The 18,862-nt window shown below is 72.5% G+C and carries 14 protein-coding genes; 6 read left to right on the forward strand and 8 right to left on the reverse strand.

What is annotated here, in order from left to right; genetic code table 11:
• Positions 1–67: 67 nt before the first annotated feature.
• Positions 68–448, forward strand: a complete 381-nt coding sequence (trxA, locus tag ACZ7OO_RS06520) for a thioredoxin (RefSeq protein ID WP_352224948.1) — start codon at positions 68–70, stop codon at positions 446–448.
• A gap of 111 nt (positions 449–559) precedes the next feature.
• Here the strand turns inward: trxA and ACZ7OO_RS06525 are convergent, their stop codons facing one another.
• Positions 560–1,996: a benzaldehyde dehydrogenase gene (locus ACZ7OO_RS06525; protein ID WP_471502076.1), complete on the reverse strand. Its 1,437-nt coding sequence runs from the start codon at positions 1,994–1,996 to the stop codon at positions 560–562.
• 120 nt (positions 1,997–2,116) lie between these two features.
• The gene (locus tag ACZ7OO_RS06530; protein ID WP_471502078.1) at positions 2,117–3,163 is read right to left on the reverse strand and encodes a LacI family DNA-binding transcriptional regulator; all 1,047 of its coding nucleotides are present in this window, start codon (positions 3,161–3,163) and stop codon (positions 2,117–2,119) included.
• Positions 3,164–3,299: 136 nt separating this feature from the next.
• On the opposite strand from ACZ7OO_RS06530, the gene ACZ7OO_RS06535 reads away from it, so the two are divergent.
• Together ACZ7OO_RS06535 and ACZ7OO_RS06540 are read left to right on the forward strand one after the other, a co-directional pair.
• The gene (locus tag ACZ7OO_RS06535; protein ID WP_471502080.1) at positions 3,300–3,962 is read left to right on the forward strand and encodes a TetR/AcrR family transcriptional regulator; all 663 of its coding nucleotides are present in this window, start codon (positions 3,300–3,302) and stop codon (positions 3,960–3,962) included.
• A 70-nt stretch (positions 3,963–4,032) separates the two neighbouring features.
• Entirely contained in the window at positions 4,033–5,199 is a 1,167-nt protein-coding gene (locus tag ACZ7OO_RS06540; protein WP_471502082.1) for an FAD-dependent oxidoreductase, read from the forward strand.
• Here ACZ7OO_RS06540 and ACZ7OO_RS06545 read toward each other — a convergent pair.
• Entirely contained in the window at positions 5,174–5,854 is a 681-nt protein-coding gene (locus tag ACZ7OO_RS06545) for a TetR/AcrR family transcriptional regulator (RefSeq protein WP_471502084.1), read from the reverse strand. The two genes, ACZ7OO_RS06540 and ACZ7OO_RS06545, sit on opposite strands and share 26 nt — an antisense overlap.
• 102 nt (positions 5,855–5,956) lie before the next feature.
• On the opposite strand from ACZ7OO_RS06545, the gene ACZ7OO_RS06550 reads away from it, so the two are divergent.
• Positions 5,957–6,514: an NADPH-dependent FMN reductase gene (locus tag ACZ7OO_RS06550; RefSeq protein ID WP_471502086.1), complete on the forward strand. Its 558-nt coding sequence runs from the start codon at positions 5,957–5,959 to the stop codon at positions 6,512–6,514.
• Between the two features lie 54 nt (positions 6,515–6,568).
• Here ACZ7OO_RS06550 and ACZ7OO_RS06555 read toward each other — a convergent pair whose 3' ends face one another.
• Positions 6,569–7,450 (reverse strand): LLM class F420-dependent oxidoreductase, encoded by an 882-nt coding sequence (locus ACZ7OO_RS06555; protein ID WP_471502088.1) that lies wholly within the window; start codon positions 7,448–7,450, stop codon positions 6,569–6,571.
• A 277-nt stretch (positions 7,451–7,727) separates the two neighbouring features.
• Between ACZ7OO_RS06555 and ACZ7OO_RS06560 the strand changes: the two genes are divergently transcribed.
• Positions 7,728–8,702 carry an alpha/beta hydrolase gene (locus tag ACZ7OO_RS06560; protein ID WP_471502090.1) on the forward strand — a complete coding sequence of 325 codons (975 nt, stop codon included), beginning with the start codon at positions 7,728–7,730 and terminating at the stop codon, positions 8,700–8,702.
• 20 nt (positions 8,703–8,722) lie between these two features.
• On the opposite strand, the gene ACZ7OO_RS06565 is transcribed toward ACZ7OO_RS06560, so the two are convergent.
• From ACZ7OO_RS06565 to ACZ7OO_RS06575, 3 genes are all read right to left on the reverse strand, one after another.
• The gene (locus tag ACZ7OO_RS06565) at positions 8,723–10,657 is read right to left on the reverse strand and encodes a right-handed parallel beta-helix repeat-containing protein (RefSeq protein ID WP_471502092.1); all 1,935 of its coding nucleotides are present in this window, start codon (positions 10,655–10,657) and stop codon (positions 8,723–8,725) included.
• A gap of 204 nt (positions 10,658–10,861) precedes the next feature.
• Entirely contained in the window at positions 10,862–11,320 is a 459-nt protein-coding gene (locus ACZ7OO_RS06570; RefSeq protein WP_471502094.1) for a (2Fe-2S)-binding protein, read from the reverse strand.
• A gap of 31 nt (positions 11,321–11,351) precedes the next feature.
• Positions 11,352–13,406: a xanthine dehydrogenase family protein molybdopterin-binding subunit gene (locus ACZ7OO_RS06575; protein ID WP_471502358.1), complete on the reverse strand. Its 2,055-nt coding sequence runs from the start codon at positions 13,404–13,406 to the stop codon at positions 11,352–11,354.
• A gap of 201 nt (positions 13,407–13,607) precedes the next feature.
• Here ACZ7OO_RS06575 and ACZ7OO_RS06580 point away from each other — a divergent pair, with 201 nt between their 5' ends.
• On the forward strand, positions 13,608–14,618 hold the full coding sequence (locus ACZ7OO_RS06580) for a helix-turn-helix domain-containing protein (RefSeq protein WP_471502096.1): 1,011 nt from the start codon (positions 13,608–13,610) through the stop codon (positions 14,616–14,618).
• On the opposite strand, the gene ACZ7OO_RS06585 is transcribed toward ACZ7OO_RS06580, so the two are convergent.
• Entirely contained in the window at positions 14,612–18,589 is a 3,978-nt protein-coding gene (locus ACZ7OO_RS06585; RefSeq protein ID WP_471502360.1) for a molybdopterin-dependent oxidoreductase, read from the reverse strand. The genes ACZ7OO_RS06580 and ACZ7OO_RS06585 overlap by 7 nt on opposite strands.
• Positions 18,590–18,862: the final 273 nt, after the last annotated feature.

Below are 18,862 nucleotides of genomic sequence, written 5' to 3' on the forward strand. Positions count from 1 at the left end.
ACGTGTTGTGCGGACGGTTCGTCCCGGAGCGGGGCGCCCCCCCCACGTCAGGAAGAGGGAAACACGCATGAGCAGCACCGTGGAACTCACCAAGGAGAACTTCGACCAGACGGTCACCGAGAACGAGTTCGTTCTCATCGACTTCTGGGCGGCCTGGTGCGGCCCGTGCCGTATGTTCGCCCCGGTCTACGAGAAGGCCGCGCAGGCCAACCCGGACCTGGTCTTCGCCAAGGTCGACACCGAGGCGCAGCCGGAACTGGCCGCGGCCTTCGACATCCAGTCGATCCCGACGCTGATGATCGTCCGCGACCAGGTCGCCGTCTTCGCCCAGCCGGGCGCCCTCCCGGAGGCAGCCCTGACGGACGTCATCGGCCAGGCCCGCAAGCTGGACATGGACGAGGTGCGCAAGAGCATCGCCGCGCAGCAGGGTGGCGCGCAGGGCGAGTGACGGCCTACCGCCCGGGTGAGAAGCTACCGCCTGAGCAACACCACATAGCCGCAGTTAGGGTCCCTGACTGCGGCTATAACTTTTAGCTGGGTTTGCCGGCTGTAGCTCGATTTAGAAGGGGTACGGTGCCACGTCCCCACGCACGGTCGTCCATCGCACGTCCGTGAACGCCTCCAGGTTGGACTCCCCGCCGAACCGCGCCCCCGTGCCGGAGGCGGCGACTCCGCCGAAGGGGGCCACGGCCTCGTCGTTCACGGTCTGGTCGTTGATGTGGACGATGCCGGTCGGGATGCGTTCGGCGAGGTCCAGGCCGCGTGCCGCGTCCCGGGTGACGATGCCGAGGGAGAGGCCATAGGAGCTGTCTGCCGCGAGGGCGGCGGCCTCGGCGGTGTCGGCGAAGGCGCGGACGGGCGCGACCGGTCCGAAGACCTCCTCGGTGTAGGCGGGAGTGCGGTCGTCGACGCCGGTGATGACGGTGGGCCGGTAGAAGAGCTTCTCGTGGGTGCCGCCGGCGGCGAGTTTCGCGCCGTGGGCGGTGCTCGACTCCACCAGGGCGTGGATCTTGGCGAGTTGGCCGGCGTCGATGATCGGGCCGAGGTGGACCTGCTCGCGGTGCGGGTCGCCGACGGCGAGGGAGTCGGCCTTGGCGGCGAGGCGTTCGACGTACTCCTCGACCAGGGAGGCGTGGACCAGGTGCCGTCCGGTCGTCATGCAGATCTGGCCCTGGTGGAAGAAGGATCCCCAGGCGGCGGTGGAGATCACCGCGTCGAGGTCGGCGTCCTCGAGGACGATCAGGGCGGAGTTTCCGCCGAGTTCGAGGTGGGCGCGCTTGAGATGGCGGCCCGCGGCCTCACCGACGGCGCGGCCGGCCGCCGTCGATCCGGTGAAGGAGATGACCGGCACCTGCGGGTCCTCGACCAGTGCCGCGCCGACGTCGGCCCCGCCGGGCAGCACCTGCAACAGCCCTTCGGGCAGTCCGGCCGCGGCGAACACCGCGGCGAGGGAGAGCCCGCCGCAGACGGCGGTGCGCGGGTCCGGCTTCAGGACCACCCCGTTGCCCAGGGCGACGGCGGGGGCGACCGACCGGATGGACAGGATCAGCGGCGCGTTGAACGGCGCGATCACCCCGGTCACGCCGACCGGGACCCGGCGGGTGTACGACAGCCGGGGCGCCTCGCTGGGCAGGACCTGGCCCGCCGGGCGGGAGGCGAGGGCGGCCGCCTCGTAGCACTCCTGGGCGGCGACGTGCAGTTCGAAGTCCGCCTTGCCGGGTACGGAGCCGGACTCGCGGACGATCCACTCGCGCAGTTCGTCGGCATGCTCCGTGAACAAGTCGCCCGCGCGACGCAGGACTTGGGCCCGCACGAAGTGCGGTGCGCGGGCCCAGTCGCGCTGCGCGGCACGGGCGGCCGTGGCGGCCGGGGAGACGTCCGCGGGAACAGCCAGGGTGACCGTGCCGAGCGTGTCGCCGGTGGCGGGCTCGGTGACGGCGTACTGCGGGCCGGACAGGGCGCTCGCCTGCCAGGTCTTCGGGTCGAGCAGCGGCATGACGGCTCTCCGATCGATCACCGGGTTGCGCGGCCCACGTCGTCCGTGAGCCGTTTTGTTGAGCGCGCAACATCCTAGTCAGGGCGTCGGGAAAAGCACCGCCCCGACCAGGGTGACCGATCAGCTGGACTCGCGCCGCACCACCGAGGCGCCGAGCACCGTATGTGTCTCCGGTGCGCCGCCCGGGTCGCGCACCAGGCGGTCGACCAGTTCGGCGAGGTCACGGCCGGACGGCAGGTCGATATGGATCGTGGAGAGCCGGGGCCGCAGCAGCCGGCCGAGCATCAGGTCGTCGGCGCCGACCACGGCGGTGTCCTCGGGGACGCGCACGCCCGCGTCCTGGAGGGCGCGCATTAACAGCATCGCGTACTCGTCGTTGTACGCGAACACCGAGTCGACCTCCAACTCCCGCCAGCGCGCGGCGAGTCGGGCGGCCGACTCCTCCGTGTAGCCGAGCGGCAGCCCGGTCACCGTGGCGTCGGTGTCACACAGGGCCTGGCGAACGCCTTCGAGGCGGGGCCGGGAGTAGGCCTCCAGGCCGGACTCCTCGGGGACGACCACGCCGATGCGGCGCCGGCCACGGGCGTACAGGTGGGTACCGGCGCAGCGGCCGACGGCGTCATGGTCCATCAGCAGGGCGTGCGCGCCGTCGACCCGCTCGGGGCCGAGGGTGACCACGGCGCGGGCGCCGGCCCGCTTGAGGACGGCGACGCCCTCGACGCCGAGGCCGGCACCCGGAACCAGCACTGCGACCGGTCTCAACTCGGCCCAGGCGCGGGCGGCTTCGTCGCCGCGCAGGCCCGCGGTGCCGTACTGGACCACCGTGTAGTCGAGGCGGCTGAGGGCCCACTGGAGGTCGTTGATGAACTGGCCGTACAGCGGGCCCATCGGGATGGCCGGGGCGGGCATCAGGACCATTTGGCTGTGGCCGGCGCGCAGGCTGCGGGCGGCCGCGTGGGGCACGTATCCGAGTTCCTTGGCGGCCTCGTGGACCCGGCGGCGGGTGGGCTCGCTGATCCGTACGGCACTGGTGTTGTTGAGGACGTAGGAGACGGTCGCGCGAGAGACGCCGGCCAGACGGGCCACATCGGCGCTCGTGGGGACCGAGCGCGGAGTCGGCGACGCTGCCGAGGGCGTATTCGGTATCTGCACCATGACGTACGGCATCTTGGCAGACGGCCGGGTAGGGGGGCCCGGCGGGGCAAGGTGGTTCACCGTTGCACGAAGTGGGATCGCCACACCGTCGGACGAACAGGTTCGTCCCGAACTTGTTCGCAACGAACGCGTTCGTTACAGTGGACGCATGCCAGCAACCCCCCGCTCCCGCCGGGAGCGTCCCGCCAAACCCGCCCTGACCAGGGAGGGCATCGTCGGCGCCGCCGTGGAGATCCTGCGCACCGAGGGCCTGCAGAAGGTCACCATGCGGCGCCTGGCCCAGGAGCTCGACACGGGCCCCGCGTCGCTGTACGTCTACGTCCGCAACACCGCCGAGCTGCACGCGGCGGTCCTGGACGAGCTGCTGGGCACCGTGGGCCCGGCCCCTGCCGAGGGCGGCTGGCGGGAGCGGCTGGAGCGGGTGCTGGTCGCCTACACCGGGATGCTCCTGGAGCATCCGAGCCTGGCCCGCTCCGCGCTGACGGCGCGGCCGAACGGCCCGCACTACCTGAACCTGATCGAGACCCTGCTGAGCCTGCTCGCCGAAGGCGGGGTGCCGCGCGAGCGGGCCGCCTGGGGCGTCGACCTGCTGCTCCAGCACGCCACCTCGACCGCCGCCGAGCACGCGGGCGTGGAGTCCGAGGAGGAGTGGGACACCCTCGCGCGGACCCTGCGCGAGGCGTCGGACCGCACCCACCCGCACATCGCCGCCGCGTCCGGCGAACTACTGGCGGGCACGCCCGAGGCGCGCGTGTCCTGGGCGTTCCAGGCGCTGATCAACGGCATCGAGCACACCGCCGTACCCGACTGACTTCCACGACCGCCGTACCCGGCTGACCGGCACAGCCGTCGTACCCGGCCGACTTCCACAGGAGACCACCATGTCCACTCCCCACCACCCCATCGCGATCATCGGCGCCGGCCTGGGCGGGCTCACGCTCGCCCGGGTGCTCCGGGTGCACGGCGTCGAGGCGGCCGTCTTCGATCTGGACGCCTCCGCCGCCGCCCGCACCCAGGGCGGCATGCTCGACATCCACGACGACTCCGGCCAGGTGGCGCTGCGCGCGGCCGCGCTGTACGACGAGTTCCTGGCCCACGTCCACACGGGCGGCCAGGCGACGCGGGTGCTGGACCGGGACGCCCGGGTCCGCCTCGCAATGCCCGACGACGGCACCGGCGAGCGGCCGGAGATCGATCGGGGCGAGCTGCGCCGGCTGCTGCTCGGCTCGCTCCCCGAGGGCGTGATCCGCTGGGGCGCGAAGGTCACCGGCGCCCGTCCGCTGGGCGACGGCCGGCACGAGGTGACCCTTGAGGACGGCGGCTGCTTCACGACCGATCTGCTGGTCGGCGCGGACGGCGCCTGGTCGCGGGTACGCCCGCTGCTCTCGGACGCGTCGCCCGGGTACACCGGCGTGTCGTTCGTGGAGGCGGACCTGCCGGACGCGGACGTACGGCACCCGGTGAGCGCCGAGGTCGTCGGCGGCGGCATGCTGTTCGCGCTCGGCGCGGGCCGGGGCTTCCTCGCCCACCGGGAGAGCGACGGAAGCCTGCATGTGTACACGGCGGTGGAGGCGCCCGAGGAGTGGCTGGACGGGATCGACTTCACCGACACCGAGGCGGTCAAGCGGGCCGTACTCCAGCACTTCGACGGCTGGGACAAGAGCCTGCGGGCGCTGGTCGCGGACGCAGAGGGCGTGCTGGTGCCGCGGCGGATCCACGCTCTGCCGGTAGGCCACCGCTGGGACCGGCGGCCCGGCGTCACCCTGCTCGGTGACGCGGCCCATCTGATGTCGCCGTTCGCCGGCGAAGGCGCCAATCTGGCGTTGATCGACGGCGCCGACCTGGGCCTCGCGCTGGTTGCGCACCCCGGTGACACCGAGGCCGCCCTGGCCGCCTACGAGGAGTCGATGTTCGCGCGCGCCGAGCGGTCCGCGGCGGAGTCCGCGCAGAACGGCGCCCTGCTGTTCCGCGCCGACGCACCGCAGGGCCTGGTCGACATGTTCACCGCCCACGGGAGGGAGGTCAGCGGGGCGGCTCCGTCCGCGTGACCCGGGCGACCAGGTCGATCCAGCCGGCCTCCAGGCGCTCCATCGGCATCCCGCACTGTCTGGTCAGATGGTGGATCAGGGCGGGGTCGAGATAGCCCAGCAGCGTGTGGGCGAGCAGTTCGCAGTCCGCGTCCGGCTGGATCTGCCGCAGCAGCATGGTGACATGGGTACGCAGCGCCGCCATCGAGGGGTGGGCGTGGCGCCGGGTGGGCTCGGGCTGGGCGGCCAGCTGCAGATCGAGCTGCTCGGCCGCGCGGTACAGCACCGCGACACCGAACGCCCGCAGCCGCTCGACCGGCGGGGCACCGGGGCCCAGCGGCGGCGGCCCGCCGAGGAAGTCGGCCTGGAGTCGGCGCGCCGAGTGGTCGAGCAGAGCCATCAGCAGCCCGGTGCGGTCGCCGAAGCGGCGGAACACCGTGCCCTTGCCCACCTCGGCCGCCGCGGCCACCGCCTCCATGGTGACGCCGGCCACCCCGTGCTCGGCAATCAGCCGGGCGGCGGCCTCCAGCAGCCGGGCGCGGTTGCGGGCCGCGTCGGCGCGCAGGCACAGCTCTTCGGCGGCGGGCCCCACATCGAGCAACTGGGGGGCGTCGAAGGGCTCCTGGGGCTGCGGGAAGGGCGGCAGGACGCTGGACATGAAGACAGCGTAAAGCATCGGGAACAGAACTGGACCGCGGTCCGTTTAAGGTGTTAGAAATTAACCGGACCTCGGTCCGGATTCGTAACAGCAGCGTTTCAGCCCCCTTGGAGTTCCCCCATGTCTGTCCGCATCCTTGCGCTCGTCGGCAGTCTTCGTGCCGGTTCCCACAACCGCCAGCTCGCCGAGGCGGCCGTCAAGCTCGCCCCCGAGGGTGCCGAGGTCGAGGTCTTCGAGGGCCTGGCCGACGTCCCGTTCTACAACGAGGACATCGACGTCGAGGGCAGCGTCCCGGCCGCCGCCGCGAAGCTGCGCTCGGCCGCCCAGGCCGCCGACGCCTTCCTGCTCTTCTCCCCCGAGTACAACGGCACCATCCCGGCCGTTCTGAAGAACGCCATCGACTGGCTGTCCCGCCCCTACGGCGCCGGCGCCTTCGGCGGCAAGCCGGTCGCCGTCGTCGGCACCGCCTTCGGCCAGTTCGGCGGCGTGTGGGCGCAGGACGAGGCCCGCAAGGCCGTGGGCATCGCCGGCGGCAAGGTGGTCGAGGACATCAAGCTGTCGATCCCCGGCTCGGTGACCCGCTTCGCCGAGACCCACCCGGTCGACGACGCCGAGGTCGCCGCCCAGCTGACCGAGGTCGTCGCGCGTCTGCACGGCAACGTGGCTGTCGCCGCCTGAGGCACTGCCTGACGGAAGGGGCCGGGACGCACAGAGCACCGGCCCCTTCGCGCCTCAGTCGATCGCGGCGAGCCGCTCGACGGCCGGGGCCGCGAAGCTCTCCATCCACCCCGAGGTCTCGCCCAGGCGGGGCGACAGGATGACGGTGTCGACACCCAGCTTGGCGTACCCCTCGATGTCGCGGGTGAAGGCGTCCAGGTCGCCCTCGGTGGCGGGCCCGGCGCCGTACGCGATGGTCTTGCGGATGGTGTCGTAGTCGCGCCCGACGGTGTCACAGTGGCCGCGCAGCACCTCCAGCTTGTGGCGCAGTTCCTCCGGCGAGGAGGGGATCAGATTGCAGGCGTCCGCGTACTGGGCGACCAGGCGCAGGGTCTTCTTCTCTCCCCCGCCGCCGATCATGATCTCCGGGTGCGGCGAGCTGACCGGCGCCGGTACGCACAGCGTCTCGGCGAGGCGGTAGTACCTGCCCTCGAAGGGGCCGTTGTTTTCCGGGTCCCACATCTGCAGGCAGATCCGCAGGGTCTCCTCCAGCCGCTCGAAGCGCTCGGCGAGCGGCGGGTACGGCACACCGAGACCGTGGTGCTCACGGTCGTACCAGGCGGCCCCGATGCCCAGCGTGGCCCGGCCGCCCGACACCACGTCGAGAGTGGTGGCGATCTTGGCGAGGAGTCCGGGGTGGCGGTAGGTCACCCCGGTCACCAGGGCGCCCAGCTGGACGGTGGAGGTGCGGCCGGCGAGGTAGCCGAGGGTGGTGTAGGCCTCCAGCATGGCGTCCTCGGCACCGCCGTTGAACTCCATCTGGAAGTAGTGGTCCATCACCGAGACCCAGCTGACACCCGCCGCCTCGGCCGCGGCACCGGCGGCGGCGAGTTCGGCGCCCAGGGCGGGGCCGCCCTCGGGATGGTTGAACCGGTTGATGTGCACGCCCACGCGCATGGCCGTTCTCCGTTCCGCCCGGATGGTCTTCTGCCGTGCCGACGCTAGGACTTCGAGCGCGCTCCAAGTCAAGCTTCGGAGATCGGCGGACTCCCGTGTCCTCGTCGGAGTCGACGGCGCAGAGTATGTCGACGGAGTGGTATGACAGTCGGATCGACACGGCGGACCACCCGCCGGACGGCGGAGAGGTTCCGCCGTCCGGCGGCGCCGGCGGCCGGAGGGGCGCGCGGATCATGGCCGTACGAGCCGCAGTCCACCACCGCCGCGAGGAGCCGCCATGACCTCCGTACCGCCCCCGTTCGACCCCGAACTCGCCGCTGCCCTGGGGCTGATCGGGGAGATGGTCTCACCGGGGTTCACGATGGACGACATAGCCACGGTCAGGCAGGGCGAGGGGATACGGCTGCTCGCCGACATCGACCTCACCATGGACGGCGCCTTCGAAGTGGAGGACCGCGCGGTACCCGGCCCGGCGGGCGCCCCCGAGATCTCCCTGCTGATCTGCCGTCCCACCGCCGCTCCCGGCCCCGCCCCGCTGCCGGTGATCTACCACGTGCACGGCGGCGGCATGGTGATCGGCAACAACCGGGTGGGCGTGGACCTCCCGCTGGCCTGGGCGAGGGAACTGGGCGCGGTGGTGGTGTCGGTGGAGTACCGGCTGGCGCCCGAGCATCCGCATCCGGCGCCGGTCGAGGACGTGTACGCCGGGCTGCTGTGGACGGCGGGGCACGCGAAGGAGATCGGCGGCGACCCTGAGCGGATCGTGATCGTCGGCGCGAGTGCGGGCGGCGGCCTCACCGCAGCCCTGGCGCTCCTTCTGAGAGACCGTCAGGGTCCGTCGGTCATCGGCCAGATGTTGATGTGCCCGATGCTCGACGACCGCAACGACACCCCCTCCAGCCACCAGATGAAAGGCCTCGGCGTCTGGGACCACACGGCCAACGAGACCGGCTGGACCGCCCTCCTCGGCGAGACCCGGGGCGGCCCCGACGTCTCCCCGTACGCGGCCCCCGCCCGCGCCACCGACCTCACGAACCTCCCCCCGGCCTTCCTCGACGTCGGCTCCGCCGAGACCTTCCGCGACGAGACCGTCACCTACGCCTCCCGCATCTGGCAGTCGGGCGGCGTCGCCGAACTCCACGTCTGGCCCGGTGGCTTCCACGGCTTCGACGGCTTCGCCCCCCAGGCCGCCCTGTCCCAGTCGGCGAGGACGGCCCATCTGGACTGGCTGCGGCGGCTGCTGGCGCGCTGAGCATCGGGCGGCCCCGGCGGTCAGCGCAGGCCTGGTGCTCCGCGGTACCGCGGCCTTGGGCCTGCGCTGTCCGTGATGGTCGCGCAGGTCGGGAGGGATGCGCAGGTGTGGGTCGGGGTCAGCAGGGTGTTGTGGGTGAAGTGGAGGTGCTGGGGGTCGCCGCAGTCGGGGGCGGGGGGCCAGGCGCCGGGGTAGGGGCGGCGGGGGAGCCAGGTGGGGACCTTGTCGTCCCAGTAGTTGTTCAGATAGCGGATGTTTCGGACCGGGCGGTTGCCCCAGTTCTCGCTGCAGCCGCCGATCGAGGCCACGTAGTCGTGGACGACGTTGTCGCGGACGGTGATGCGGTTGCTGGAGTCGTCGGTGTAGATGCCGATGTTCCAGACGCCGTGGGCGCTGTCGGTGACGGCGTTGCGGGCCACCAGCGCGCCGTTCGCGTAGGAGGGGCCCTGTTCGCCGCGCAGGTAGATGCCGCCGCCGTCGGCCAGCAGTCGGTTCGTGGCGAAGACGCGGTTGCCGAGGATGCGGTTGCGGCGGGTCAGGCCGCGCAGGTCCTCGCTGGGGCCGGAGAGGATGCCGGTGTACGGGACGTGGTCGACCTGGTTGTGGGCGATCAAGGTGTCCTGGGTGGCGCTGTTCCAGATTCCCGAGGCCGCGCGGTACTCGACGCCGATGTGGTGGATCCAGTTGTCCGTGACGCGGTTGCCCGTGTTCGTGCCTCGGGTGGCCGGGGGCAGGACGCCCAGGGCGACACCGCCGTCGGAGATGTCCGTGAAGACGTTGCCGGCGACCGCGTTGTGCGAGCTGTCAGCGGCGAAGTCGACGCCCTGGGCGCCGAGATGGGTGAAACGGTCGCCGGTGAGGGTGATGTGCTCGGCGTGCCGGACCGTGACGTTGCCGGGCACCGTGAGGGACGTGATGTCACCGCCCTTGCCCGGGCGCATGTACATGCTCCAGGCGGCGGCGAAACCGGCCGGCTCGTTCGGCGCCAGCCAGGTGGCGTGGGCGAAGGTCAGGCCCCGGAGAGAGATGTCGTGGACGGGGTGGGTGGCGGAGCTGCCGGTCCCGCTGAGCAGGGTCTGGAGCGTGGGGGCCAGGACCTCGGTTCGGGTCATGTCCTCGCCCGGGCGGTGGCGGTAGAAGAGGGTGTGGTGGGCGGGGTGGGAGCGGTCCAGGTACCAACTACCTTCTTTACCCAGGAAGTTCGGGGCGTTCTCCACGTCCTGGGTCTGTGTCAGGGCGTCCGCTCCGTACAGGGCCCGGGCCATCCGCCAGCACGGCTGGTCCATGGTGATCGTGGTCTTGCCCGCGGCGCGCGTGGAGATCGCGGCCACACCGCACCGGCCCTCCACGTAGTCGTAGCGGTACACGACTTCGAGGTCGGCGGGGTGGCGCCAGGAGAGCGGGGTCCTGCTGGTCGTGGTGTAGCCGGTGGCCGTCAGTTTCAGTTTTCCTGGCAGGGGTGCGCCCCGGGCCGCGCGCGGGGCCCGGTGGCCGTCGACATAGAGCTGGCGGGTCTCCAGGGTCCCCACGTCGGCCCGCCAGATCCCGGGCTGCCCGGGCTCGGGGCGCCAGCCGGTGATCGGGCGTCCGCCGCTGAGGGTGACCGCCTCCGGGTGCCGGGTGCCGTAGCCGTACGCCTGGTAGACCACCCGGTGGCCGTGCCGGCCCGAGTCGGCGGGGGTCAGGCGGAGAGGAGCGGTCAGTCGGTAGGTGCCGCCACGTAGGTTGACCACGAGGTCCGAGGTCATGTGCGGGGCCATGGCCCGTACCGCCTGCTGGGCACGGGCTGGTGTGGCAAAGGGCTGGTCGAGGGTGCCGGGCCCGTGGTCGTCGCCCCATGGGGCGACGTAGAGCTGCGTGGTGGATGGGTGGTGCGGGGCCGGTGCGCCGGCCGTCGATACCAGTACGGTCGCCATGGCCAGGGCGGCGACCGCACTCCCCCGTGCTGTCCTCACGTGATGCCTCCCGCTCGTCGGATGGTTCCATCGTGGGGCGGGCGCGGTGGTCGGGGCGTCGGCCGATCGTCTATGCCTGGGTCTCTTTGGTCGTTGTCCGGGCAACCGGAGGAGGAGTCGGCGGTACGGCTGATGATCACAGGGACAACCCCCTGCGCCGGCCACCGCGTCCTGGTGCGGGCTTCGCCTTCGACCTGCGCGCTCTCAGCCGCCGTTCGCCGACGCCTTCTTGATCGCCTCCCTGATCCTGGAGTAGGTGCCGCACCGGCAGACGTTCTCGATGCGGTCGATGTCGGCGTCCGTCGGGTGCGGGGTGCGCTTCAGGAGGGCGGCGGCCGCCATGATCTGGCCCGGCTGGCAGAAGCCGCACTGGGCCACGTCGCAGTCAAGCCAGGCCTGTTGGACCGGGTGCAGGGTGTCGCCGTCGGCGAGGCCCTCGATGGTGGTCACCCTGCGGTCCGCGCAGTCGGCGACCGGGACCGTGCACGGCTGGATCTCCTCGCCGTCGAGGTGGCTGGTGCAGGCGCGGCAGACGCCCACCCCGCAGCCGTACTTGGGGCCGGTGACACCGAGCAGGTCGCGGAGCACCCAGAGCAGGGGCATGTCGGCGGGTGCCTCGACGGTGACCGGTTCGCCGTTGAGGACGAAGGAGTACGAACGCATCGTGGCCTTCTGGGAGTTGGGAGACGGTGGGTCAGAAGTCGAGGGGAAAGGCGCGGGGTTTCGTGCCGGTGGCACGGGCGTAGGCGTTGGCGACCGCGCCGGCCGCCGCGGGGACGCCGAGTTCACCGGCGCCGCCCGGTTCCCCGCCCGAGGGGAGGATGTGTGCCTCGAACGCGAGGGGGGCGTGCCGCTGGCGGGCGTAGTGGAAGTCGGCGAAGCTGCCCTCGCGCACCGCGCCCCGGTCGATGTGCAGCCCGGCCCGCAGCACCGTGGAGATGCCGTCGACGGCGGTGCCCATGAGCTGTGCCTCAAGACCACGCGGGTTGACGGCCGTACCGACGTCGGCGGCCATCACCACCTTGGTGACCCGGGGGTTCCTCGGGTCGGTGGCGTCGATCTCGGCCAGGCAGGCGACGCAGGATCCGTACTCCTCGTGGACGGCCACGCCCTGGGCGGTGCCGGCGGGCATCGCGCGGCCCCAGTGGCCGGCCGCCGCCGCCTTGGCGAGCACGGCCTTCACCGTCCTGCCCCGCAGGGTGGTATGGCGGAAGGCGACCGGATCCCGGCCCAGTGCGCGGGCGATGTCGTCGACGACGATCTCCTCCGCCGTGCGCATCGTCCCGGAGTCCACCGAGCGCCAGGCGCCCAGCGGCATCGGCAGCTCGATGCCACCCGAATCGCCGCTCACCCGGCCGAAGTCGTACAGTCCGCTGCCGCTGGGCAGCGGTCGTACCCCGGCGGCCTGTGCGGTCGGGCCGGTCTCGTCGGAGGACTCCCCCACCGAGGCCGTCAGGTGCTGGAAGGCCACCACCCGGCCGCCGGTGACACTGGCCCGGATCCGGTGGTGGCTCGCGGGACGCATCCTGCCGTGCCGGGTGTCGTCGTTGCGGCTCCACATCAGCTTCACGGGCCTGCGGGCCGCCTTGGAGACGAGCGCCGCCTCGATCGCCGCGTCGAAGTTGAGCCGGCGGCCGAACGAGCCGCCGCCGCGGACCACATGGACCCGCACGGCCGAGGTCGCCAGTCCCAGCAGGTCGGCGACGGTCTCGCGGGCGTCCGTCGGGGTCTGCGAGGAGAACCACAGCTCGGCCCGGTCGGAGCGGACGTCGGCGACCGCGGTGAGCACCTCCATCGGGGCATGGCTGACGAAGGCGAACGCGAACTCGCCCTCGATCTGCGTCGATCCACGTGGCGCAGTGCCGGACCGGGGCACCGCGGCCCGCAGCCGGGCGCGGATCTCCTTGTCCGACAGGGGCGCCAGCGGACCGGCGGCCCAGGTGATCCGCAGCGCGTCCCGGGCCTGGAAGGCGTGGTGGAAGGTGTCCGCCACCACGGCGACACCGCCGGGGATCCGCACCACCGCGTGGACGCCGGGCAGGGCGCGGGCCGCCGTGTCGTCGAGGGAGACCAGCTTGCCGCGCAGGGTCGGCGGCCGGGCCACCACGGTCGGTTTCGCCCCGGCCACCGCCAGGTCCCCGGCGTACTTCGCGGCGCCGGTGACGATGTCCCGGGCGTCGATCCTGGTCGTCGGCTTCCCGATCACCCGGTGCCGGGCGGCCGGCTTGGGCTTGCTCGACACCTCCGGGACACGGATCCGGGCGGCGCTCGCGGTGAGGGAGCCGAAGGTGGCCGTCCGGCCGTCAGGGGCGACGACGCGGGTGTTCCAGGTGCGCAGGGTGTGCGCGGGAAGCCGCCAGCGACGGGCGGCCGCGGTCACCAGCCGGGCGCGCGCGGTGGCGGCCAGCCGCCTGGCCGGGCCGTACAGCGAGCTGACCGAACTGGAGCCGCCGGTGTACTGGTTGCCCTTGCGGCGCGCATCCGCGAGCGGGATCCGCACATCGGCGAGGCGGGCGTCCAGTTCCTCGGCGATCATCATCGCGACGGCGGTGGTGATGCCCTGGCCGACCTCGACCCGGGGCAGGCGTACGACGACCTGGTTGGCGGCGGTGACCTCCAGGACGAGCATGTCCTCGTCGGTGCCGGTCACCAGGACGTCGGAGGCCGTGGTGGCGCCGTCGGCCCGCGGGGTGTCGCAGCCGAGCTGGGCCGCGACGGTGAGGGTGGCCGCGGCCAGCGTGTACACCATGAGTCTTCGGCGGGACGGTCCGGCGGCGGCCCGCACGGGCTCGTTGCGGTCCAAGCGAGGGCTCCTGTCGGTCGGTGCCTGTGTCGACGCTGTGTGCCTCGGCAGCGGTCTCGACAGCTATGAGGAGTGGGCGTCCGCATCGGTTGCCTGCCGCCGTGCCCGACTCTCCTCCCGGACGGCCGGATGGCGCATCATGGCGGGATGAAAGAGCTGGCGGGGCGGCTGGCCGCGGTGGACCCGGATGCCGGGGCCGCCGTCGCGGTGATCGCCTACTTCGACCGGCTGGCCGAGACCCGGGCCGGTCTGGAGGCGCTGGTGCGCGGGGCCGCGGTGCTCGCCGGCTGTCCGGCGCGGCTGGTCGACGAGGAGCGGCGGGTCCGGCTGCGGGTGGAGCCGGACGGACGGCGTCAGGACGGCGCGGGCGCACCCGATCCCGGCTGGCCGTGTGCGCCGCTGGTGCCGGGTGGGCCGCCTGCGCTCTGGCTGGAGCGGACCGGGTCCGACCGGCCGAGCGTGGTCGAGGCGGTGATCCTGGAGCGGGCCTCGGCGGCCGCGCGGTCCGTGCTCGACCGCACCCGGGGCCGGGCCCCGGCACCGCCGGTGGACGATCCGGCGCTGGTCGAGACGGTTCTGGACGCCGACGCTCCGCCGGCGGCCCGGCTGCACGCGGCTCGGCGGCTCGGCCTGGACACCGGCGACCCGTCCGTGCGGTTCCGGGCGGTGGCGGTGGCCGGGGGTCCGCACCGGATCGTGGCGGACGGGCAGGCGGTGCCGCAGGCGGGACGTGCGGGCGTGGGCCCGGCCGTGGCCGTGGCGGATCTCCCCCGCTCCTGGGCGGCGGCCCGCACCGCGCTGCGGTTCGCCTCGGACGGCCGTGCGCAGGGGCCGGGGTCGCCCGTGGTGTACGCCGACGAGCTGGGCGGTGTCGCGCTGCTCGGCGATCTCGTCGTACCCGGTGCGGAGCCCGCGCCGGACGTCCGTGCCGTGGAGGCGGCGGCCGTGGACGCGCCCTGGATGCTGCGCACGCTGCACGCGGTCGCGTCGACGGCGAGCCTGCGGGCGGCCGCCGCCGAGGTCAGCGTCCATCACTCCACGCTCCAGGACCGGTTGACGCACGCGGAGCACCTGCTGGGCTGGTCGGTGCGCACCCCGCAGGGCCGGTTCCGGCTACAACTGGCCCTTACCATGCGGCAGCTGATGAGGAGTCAGTAGACGTCCCGAACGTAACGCCGGTCGGCGGCCAGCTGTTTGACGTACACGGTCGCCTCGTCCTCGGTCAGTCCGCCGTGCACGGTGGCGATGTCCTTCAGGGCGCGGTCGACGTCCTTGGCCATCCGGGAGGCGTCGCCGCAGACGTAGAAGTGGGCGCCGTCCTGGAGCCAGGACCACAGCAGCGGACCGTGTTCGCGCATCCGGTCCTGGACGTAGACCTTGGCCCGCTGGTCGCGGGAGAAGGCGGTGTCGAGACGGCTCAGGGTGCCCTCGGCGAGCAGGGCGGTGAGCTCCTGCTCGTAGTAGAAGTCGGTGGCCCGGTGCTGTTCGCCGAAGAACAGCCAGTTGGGGGCCCGGTGACCGCGGGCACGGCGCTCCTCCAGGAAGCCGACGAACGGCGCCACACCTGTGCCGGGGCCGACCATCACCATGGGTGTCGCCGGGTCGGCGGGCGGCCGGAAGTGCGGGGAGCGCTGCACATGCACGGGGACGGGGGTGCCTGGCTCGGCGTCGGCGAGGAACGGCGAGCAGACGCCCTGCCGGGGCCTGCCGTGCAGGTTCTCGTAGCGGACGACGGAGACAGTGGTCGAGACCAGGTGGGGGTCGGTGAGCGGACTGGACGATATGGAGTACAGGCGCGGTTGCAGCCTGCCGAGGACGCCCGCCCACTCCCCGGCATCGGCGCGGATCCCGAACTCGGCGGCGACGTCCACCGCTTGCCGCCCCCAGGACCACTTCGCCAACTCGTCCTTGTTGTCGGGGCGCAACAGCTTGCGCAACTCGCGTGGGTCACGGGTGCGTTCGGTGGCGAAGCGGAGCAGGTCCGGGGTGATCCGGGTGATGTCCAGATGCCGCAACAGGGCTTCAGAGAAAGGGACTTCACCGACTCCGTCGACGGTCACGCCGGTCGCCCCGTCGAGGCCGGTGACGGTCAGCCATTCTGTCACCAGCGCACGGGAGTTGAGAGGGCGGACCGCGAGCGCGTCGCCCGCCTCGTAGACCAGCGGGGTCTCGCTGTCGCGGGTGTCGAAGGTGAAGCGGCGGACCTCCTTGCCGGCGCCGGGCAGGCTGAGCAGCCGGTTGCCGACGAGCCGGGCGGTGGTGGGCGCGGGGCGCCGGGACCGGGCGGGGGCGGGGATCGGGGCCGCCACGGCAGTCCCGTCCTTGAGGGCGGTCAAAACCCGGTCCAGCCAGGACTCCGCCTGCGTCTCGTAGTCGGGTTCGCAGTCGGCGCGCGGGGCGAGCCGGACCGCGCCGAGTTCGTCCATACGGCGGTCCAGGCGTCGCCCGTGCCCGCAGAAGTCGTCGTAGGAGGAGTCGCCGAAGGCCAGGACAGCGTACCGGCGGCCGGTGAGGCGCCCGGCGTCGAGGGCGGCGAGGCCGTCCCAGAAGCCGGCGCCGTTGTCGGGGGCGTCGCCGTCGCCGAAGGTGCTGGTGATCAGCAGCAGGTCGGCGCCCGCGGGCAGGGCGGCCGGGTCGGCCTCGTCCATCGCGACCAGGGAGGCCGCGTGGCCGCCCGCGGTGAGGCGCTCGGCGGCGGTGGCGGCGAAGTCCTCGGCGTTGCCGGTCTGCGAGGCCCAGAGGATCATCACCTGCCGGCCCCGCGCCGGTGCTGTGACCGGGGCCGCGGAGCTACGGGAGTACATGCCGGCGAGGGTGCCGTTGACCCACAGGGCGTGTTCTGGGCTGAACGGCGCGTCCGGGGGCAGGACGGGGACGCCGGGGGCGCCGGCCGGGATGCCGGCGAGGAAGCCGACCAGGTACTGCCGTTCGCGTTCGGTGAGGACCGGCGGCGGGACCGGGTCGAGGCCGAAGACGGAGGCAGCAGCGGTTGCGGCGGCGGGCAGCACGGCCGGGGTCTCCTCGATACCCGGCACCCGCACGCTCACCGGTGTGGACACCTTGGTCAGCGCCACCGCGCACACCTTCAACTCGGGCTGGAAGGACAGGGGATCGACCGCGTCGCTGGTCACCGCGTTGACGCTGAGGTACTCGCCGAACAGGTCGTTCCAGTGGAAGGGCGCGAAGCAGGAGCCGGGCAGTACCCGGTCCGTGACGACGGCGGGCAGTACCGCCCGGCCGCGCCGTGAGGCGACCTCGACGGAGTCGCCGTCGGCGAGGCCGAGCGCGGCCGCGTCCTCGGGATGGACCTCGACGAACGGGCCGGGGTTGAGCCTGTTGAGCTTGGCGACCTTCGCGGTCTTGGTGAGGGTGTGCCACTGATGCTGGAGACGGCCGGTGTTCAGGACGAACGGGTAGTCGTCGTCCGGCATCTCGGCGGGGTTTAGGTGCGGGCGGGCGTGGAAGACGGCGCGGCCGGAGGAGGTGGCGAAGGTGATGGTGCCGTCGGGGCCGACGTAGCGGACGGGGTTGCGGTCGGGGCCGTCGGGGGTGGCGGCCGGCCACTGGACCGGGGTGGTGCGCAGCCGGTCGTAGCTGACTCCGCGCAGGTCGTAGCCGGTCTGCGGGTTGTGGAACCGCTTGATCTCCTCGAAGATCTGCTCCGCGCTGTCGTAGCGGAAACCGTCCTCGAAGCCCATCGCACGGGCGACGCCGGCGATCAGGCGCCAGTCGGCGGTGGCCTCACCGGGCGGGTCGGCGGCGGGGCGGGCCAGGGTGAGGTTGCGCTCGCTGTTGATGAGGACGCCCTCGGACTCGGTCCACAGGGCGGCGGGCAGCGCGACATCGGCGTAGGCGTTGGTCTCGGTGTCGGTGAAGACGTCCTGGGTCACGACGAACTCGGCGGCCTCCAGGCCCTCGATGACGGTTCTGCGGTTGGCGACGGAGGCGACCGGGTTGGTGCAGATGATCCAGCAGGCCTTGATCTCGCCGTCCGCCATCTTCTGGAACATCTCGACCGTGCCCTTGCCGACCCCGTCGGCGCGGATCGTGCCGGGCTTCAGTCCCCACACTTCCTCGGCGAACGCCCGGTCGGCGTCGACCAGGACCGACCGCTGGCCGGGCAGGCCCGGTCCCATGTACCCCATCTCCCGGCCGCCCATGGCGTTGGGCTGGCCGGTGAGGGAGAAGGGGCCGCTGCCGGGTCGGCAGATCCTGCCGGTGGCGAGGTGAAGGTTGACCAGGGCGTTGGTGTTCCAGGTGCCGTGGGTGGACTGGTTGAGGCCCATGGTCCAGCAGCTGGTCCACTCCCCGGCCTCGCCGATCAGCCGGGCCGCCGCGCGCAGGTCGGCCTCGGGGATGCCGGTGGTCGCGGCGACGGCGGCGGGCGGATAGTCGGCGAGGAACTCCGGCATCGCCTCCCAGCCTTCGGTGTACGCGGCGATGAACTCGGGATCGGTGTGGCCGTTCTCGTGCAGGAGGTGGAGCAGGCCGTTGAGCAGGGCGAGGTCGGTTCCCGGTTTCACCTGGAGGAAGAGGTCGGCCTTCTCGGCGGTGGTGGTGCGGCGCGGGTCGACGACGATCAGCTTCGCGCCCGCCTTCACCCGGTCCATCAGGCGCAGGAAGAGGATGGGGTGGCAGTCGGCCATGTTGGCGCCGATGACCAGGAAGACGTCCGCCTTGTCGAGGTCCTCGTACGAGCCGGGCGGGCCGTCGGCGCCGAGGGACAGCTTGTAGCCGGTGCCTGCGCTGGCCATGCACAGCCGGGAGTTGGACTCGATGTTGTTGGTGCGCAGAAAGCCCTTGGTGAGCTTGTTCGCGAGGTACTGGGCCTCCAGGCTCATCTGGCCGGAGACATAGAGGGCGACCGCGTCCGGTCCGTGCTCGTCGACGATTGCGCGCAGCCGTCGCGCGGTCTCGGCGACCGCCGTGTCCACGGCCGTGGGGACGGCCTCCTCACCGCGCTCGGGCCGCAGCAGGGCGGTGGTCAGCCGGCCGGGCGCGGCGAGCATGTCGGCGGTGGTGGCGCCCTTGGTGCACAGCCGCCCGAAGTTCGCCGGGTGCTCCTTGTCTCCGGAGGCCCTGAGGACGGTACGGCGGCCGTCGGGGCCCCTGCCGATGTCCAGGACCATGCCGCAGCCGACCCCGCAGTACGAGCAGACCGTGCGCACCTTGCCGGTGTCGGTGCTGCGCGCGTCCGGCGCTGCCACGGGCGCCCCCTGTTCCTGCTGGTCAGCCTCTTCCGTCCGGCCTAGACCTTATGCACGGGTGATTACGCCGGCGTCACCGCTCCTGATCGACGGCGGTTAAGGCCACCGCACAGACCGGCTCCGGGCGATGTGAGCGGCGCGTCCGGGATGCACTGCGGTGCCGTCCCGGGATGCGCGGTACCGGGACCTGATGGA

It is taken from the genome of Streptomyces sp. NPDC111744 (assembly GCF_055634995.1).

Excerpts from the sequence above, each read along its gene's own strand:
- trxA (WP_352224948.1), top strand. The coding sequence starts at position 68 with ATGAGCAGCACCGTGGAACTCACCAAGGAGAACTTCGACCAGACGGTC.
- ACZ7OO_RS06525 (WP_471502076.1), bottom strand. The coding sequence starts at position 1,996 with ATGCCGCTGCTCGACCCGAAGACCTGGCAGGCGAGCGCCCTGTCCGGC.
- ACZ7OO_RS06530 (WP_471502078.1), bottom strand. The coding sequence starts at position 3,163 with ATGCCGTACGTCATGGTGCAGATACCGAATACGCCCTCGGCAGCGTCG.
- ACZ7OO_RS06535 (WP_471502080.1), top strand. The coding sequence starts at position 3,300 with ATGCCAGCAACCCCCCGCTCCCGCCGGGAGCGTCCCGCCAAACCCGCC.
- ACZ7OO_RS06540 (WP_471502082.1), top strand. The coding sequence starts at position 4,033 with ATGTCCACTCCCCACCACCCCATCGCGATCATCGGCGCCGGCCTGGGC.
- ACZ7OO_RS06545 (WP_471502084.1), bottom strand. The coding sequence starts at position 5,854 with ATGCTTTACGCTGTCTTCATGTCCAGCGTCCTGCCGCCCTTCCCGCAG.
- ACZ7OO_RS06550 (WP_471502086.1), top strand. The coding sequence starts at position 5,957 with ATGTCTGTCCGCATCCTTGCGCTCGTCGGCAGTCTTCGTGCCGGTTCC.
- ACZ7OO_RS06555 (WP_471502088.1), bottom strand. The coding sequence starts at position 7,450 with ATGCGCGTGGGCGTGCACATCAACCGGTTCAACCATCCCGAGGGCGGC.
- ACZ7OO_RS06560 (WP_471502090.1), top strand. The coding sequence starts at position 7,728 with ATGACCTCCGTACCGCCCCCGTTCGACCCCGAACTCGCCGCTGCCCTG.
- ACZ7OO_RS06570 (WP_471502094.1), bottom strand. The coding sequence starts at position 11,320 with ATGCGTTCGTACTCCTTCGTCCTCAACGGCGAACCGGTCACCGTCGAG.
- ACZ7OO_RS06575 (WP_471502358.1), bottom strand. The coding sequence starts at position 13,406 with ATGGTGTACACGCTGGCCGCGGCCACCCTCACCGTCGCGGCCCAGCTC.
- ACZ7OO_RS06580 (WP_471502096.1), top strand. The coding sequence starts at position 13,608 with ATGAAAGAGCTGGCGGGGCGGCTGGCCGCGGTGGACCCGGATGCCGGG.
- ACZ7OO_RS06585 (WP_471502360.1), bottom strand. The coding sequence starts at position 18,589 with ATGGTCCTGGACATCGGCAGGGGCCCCGACGGCCGCCGTACCGTCCTC.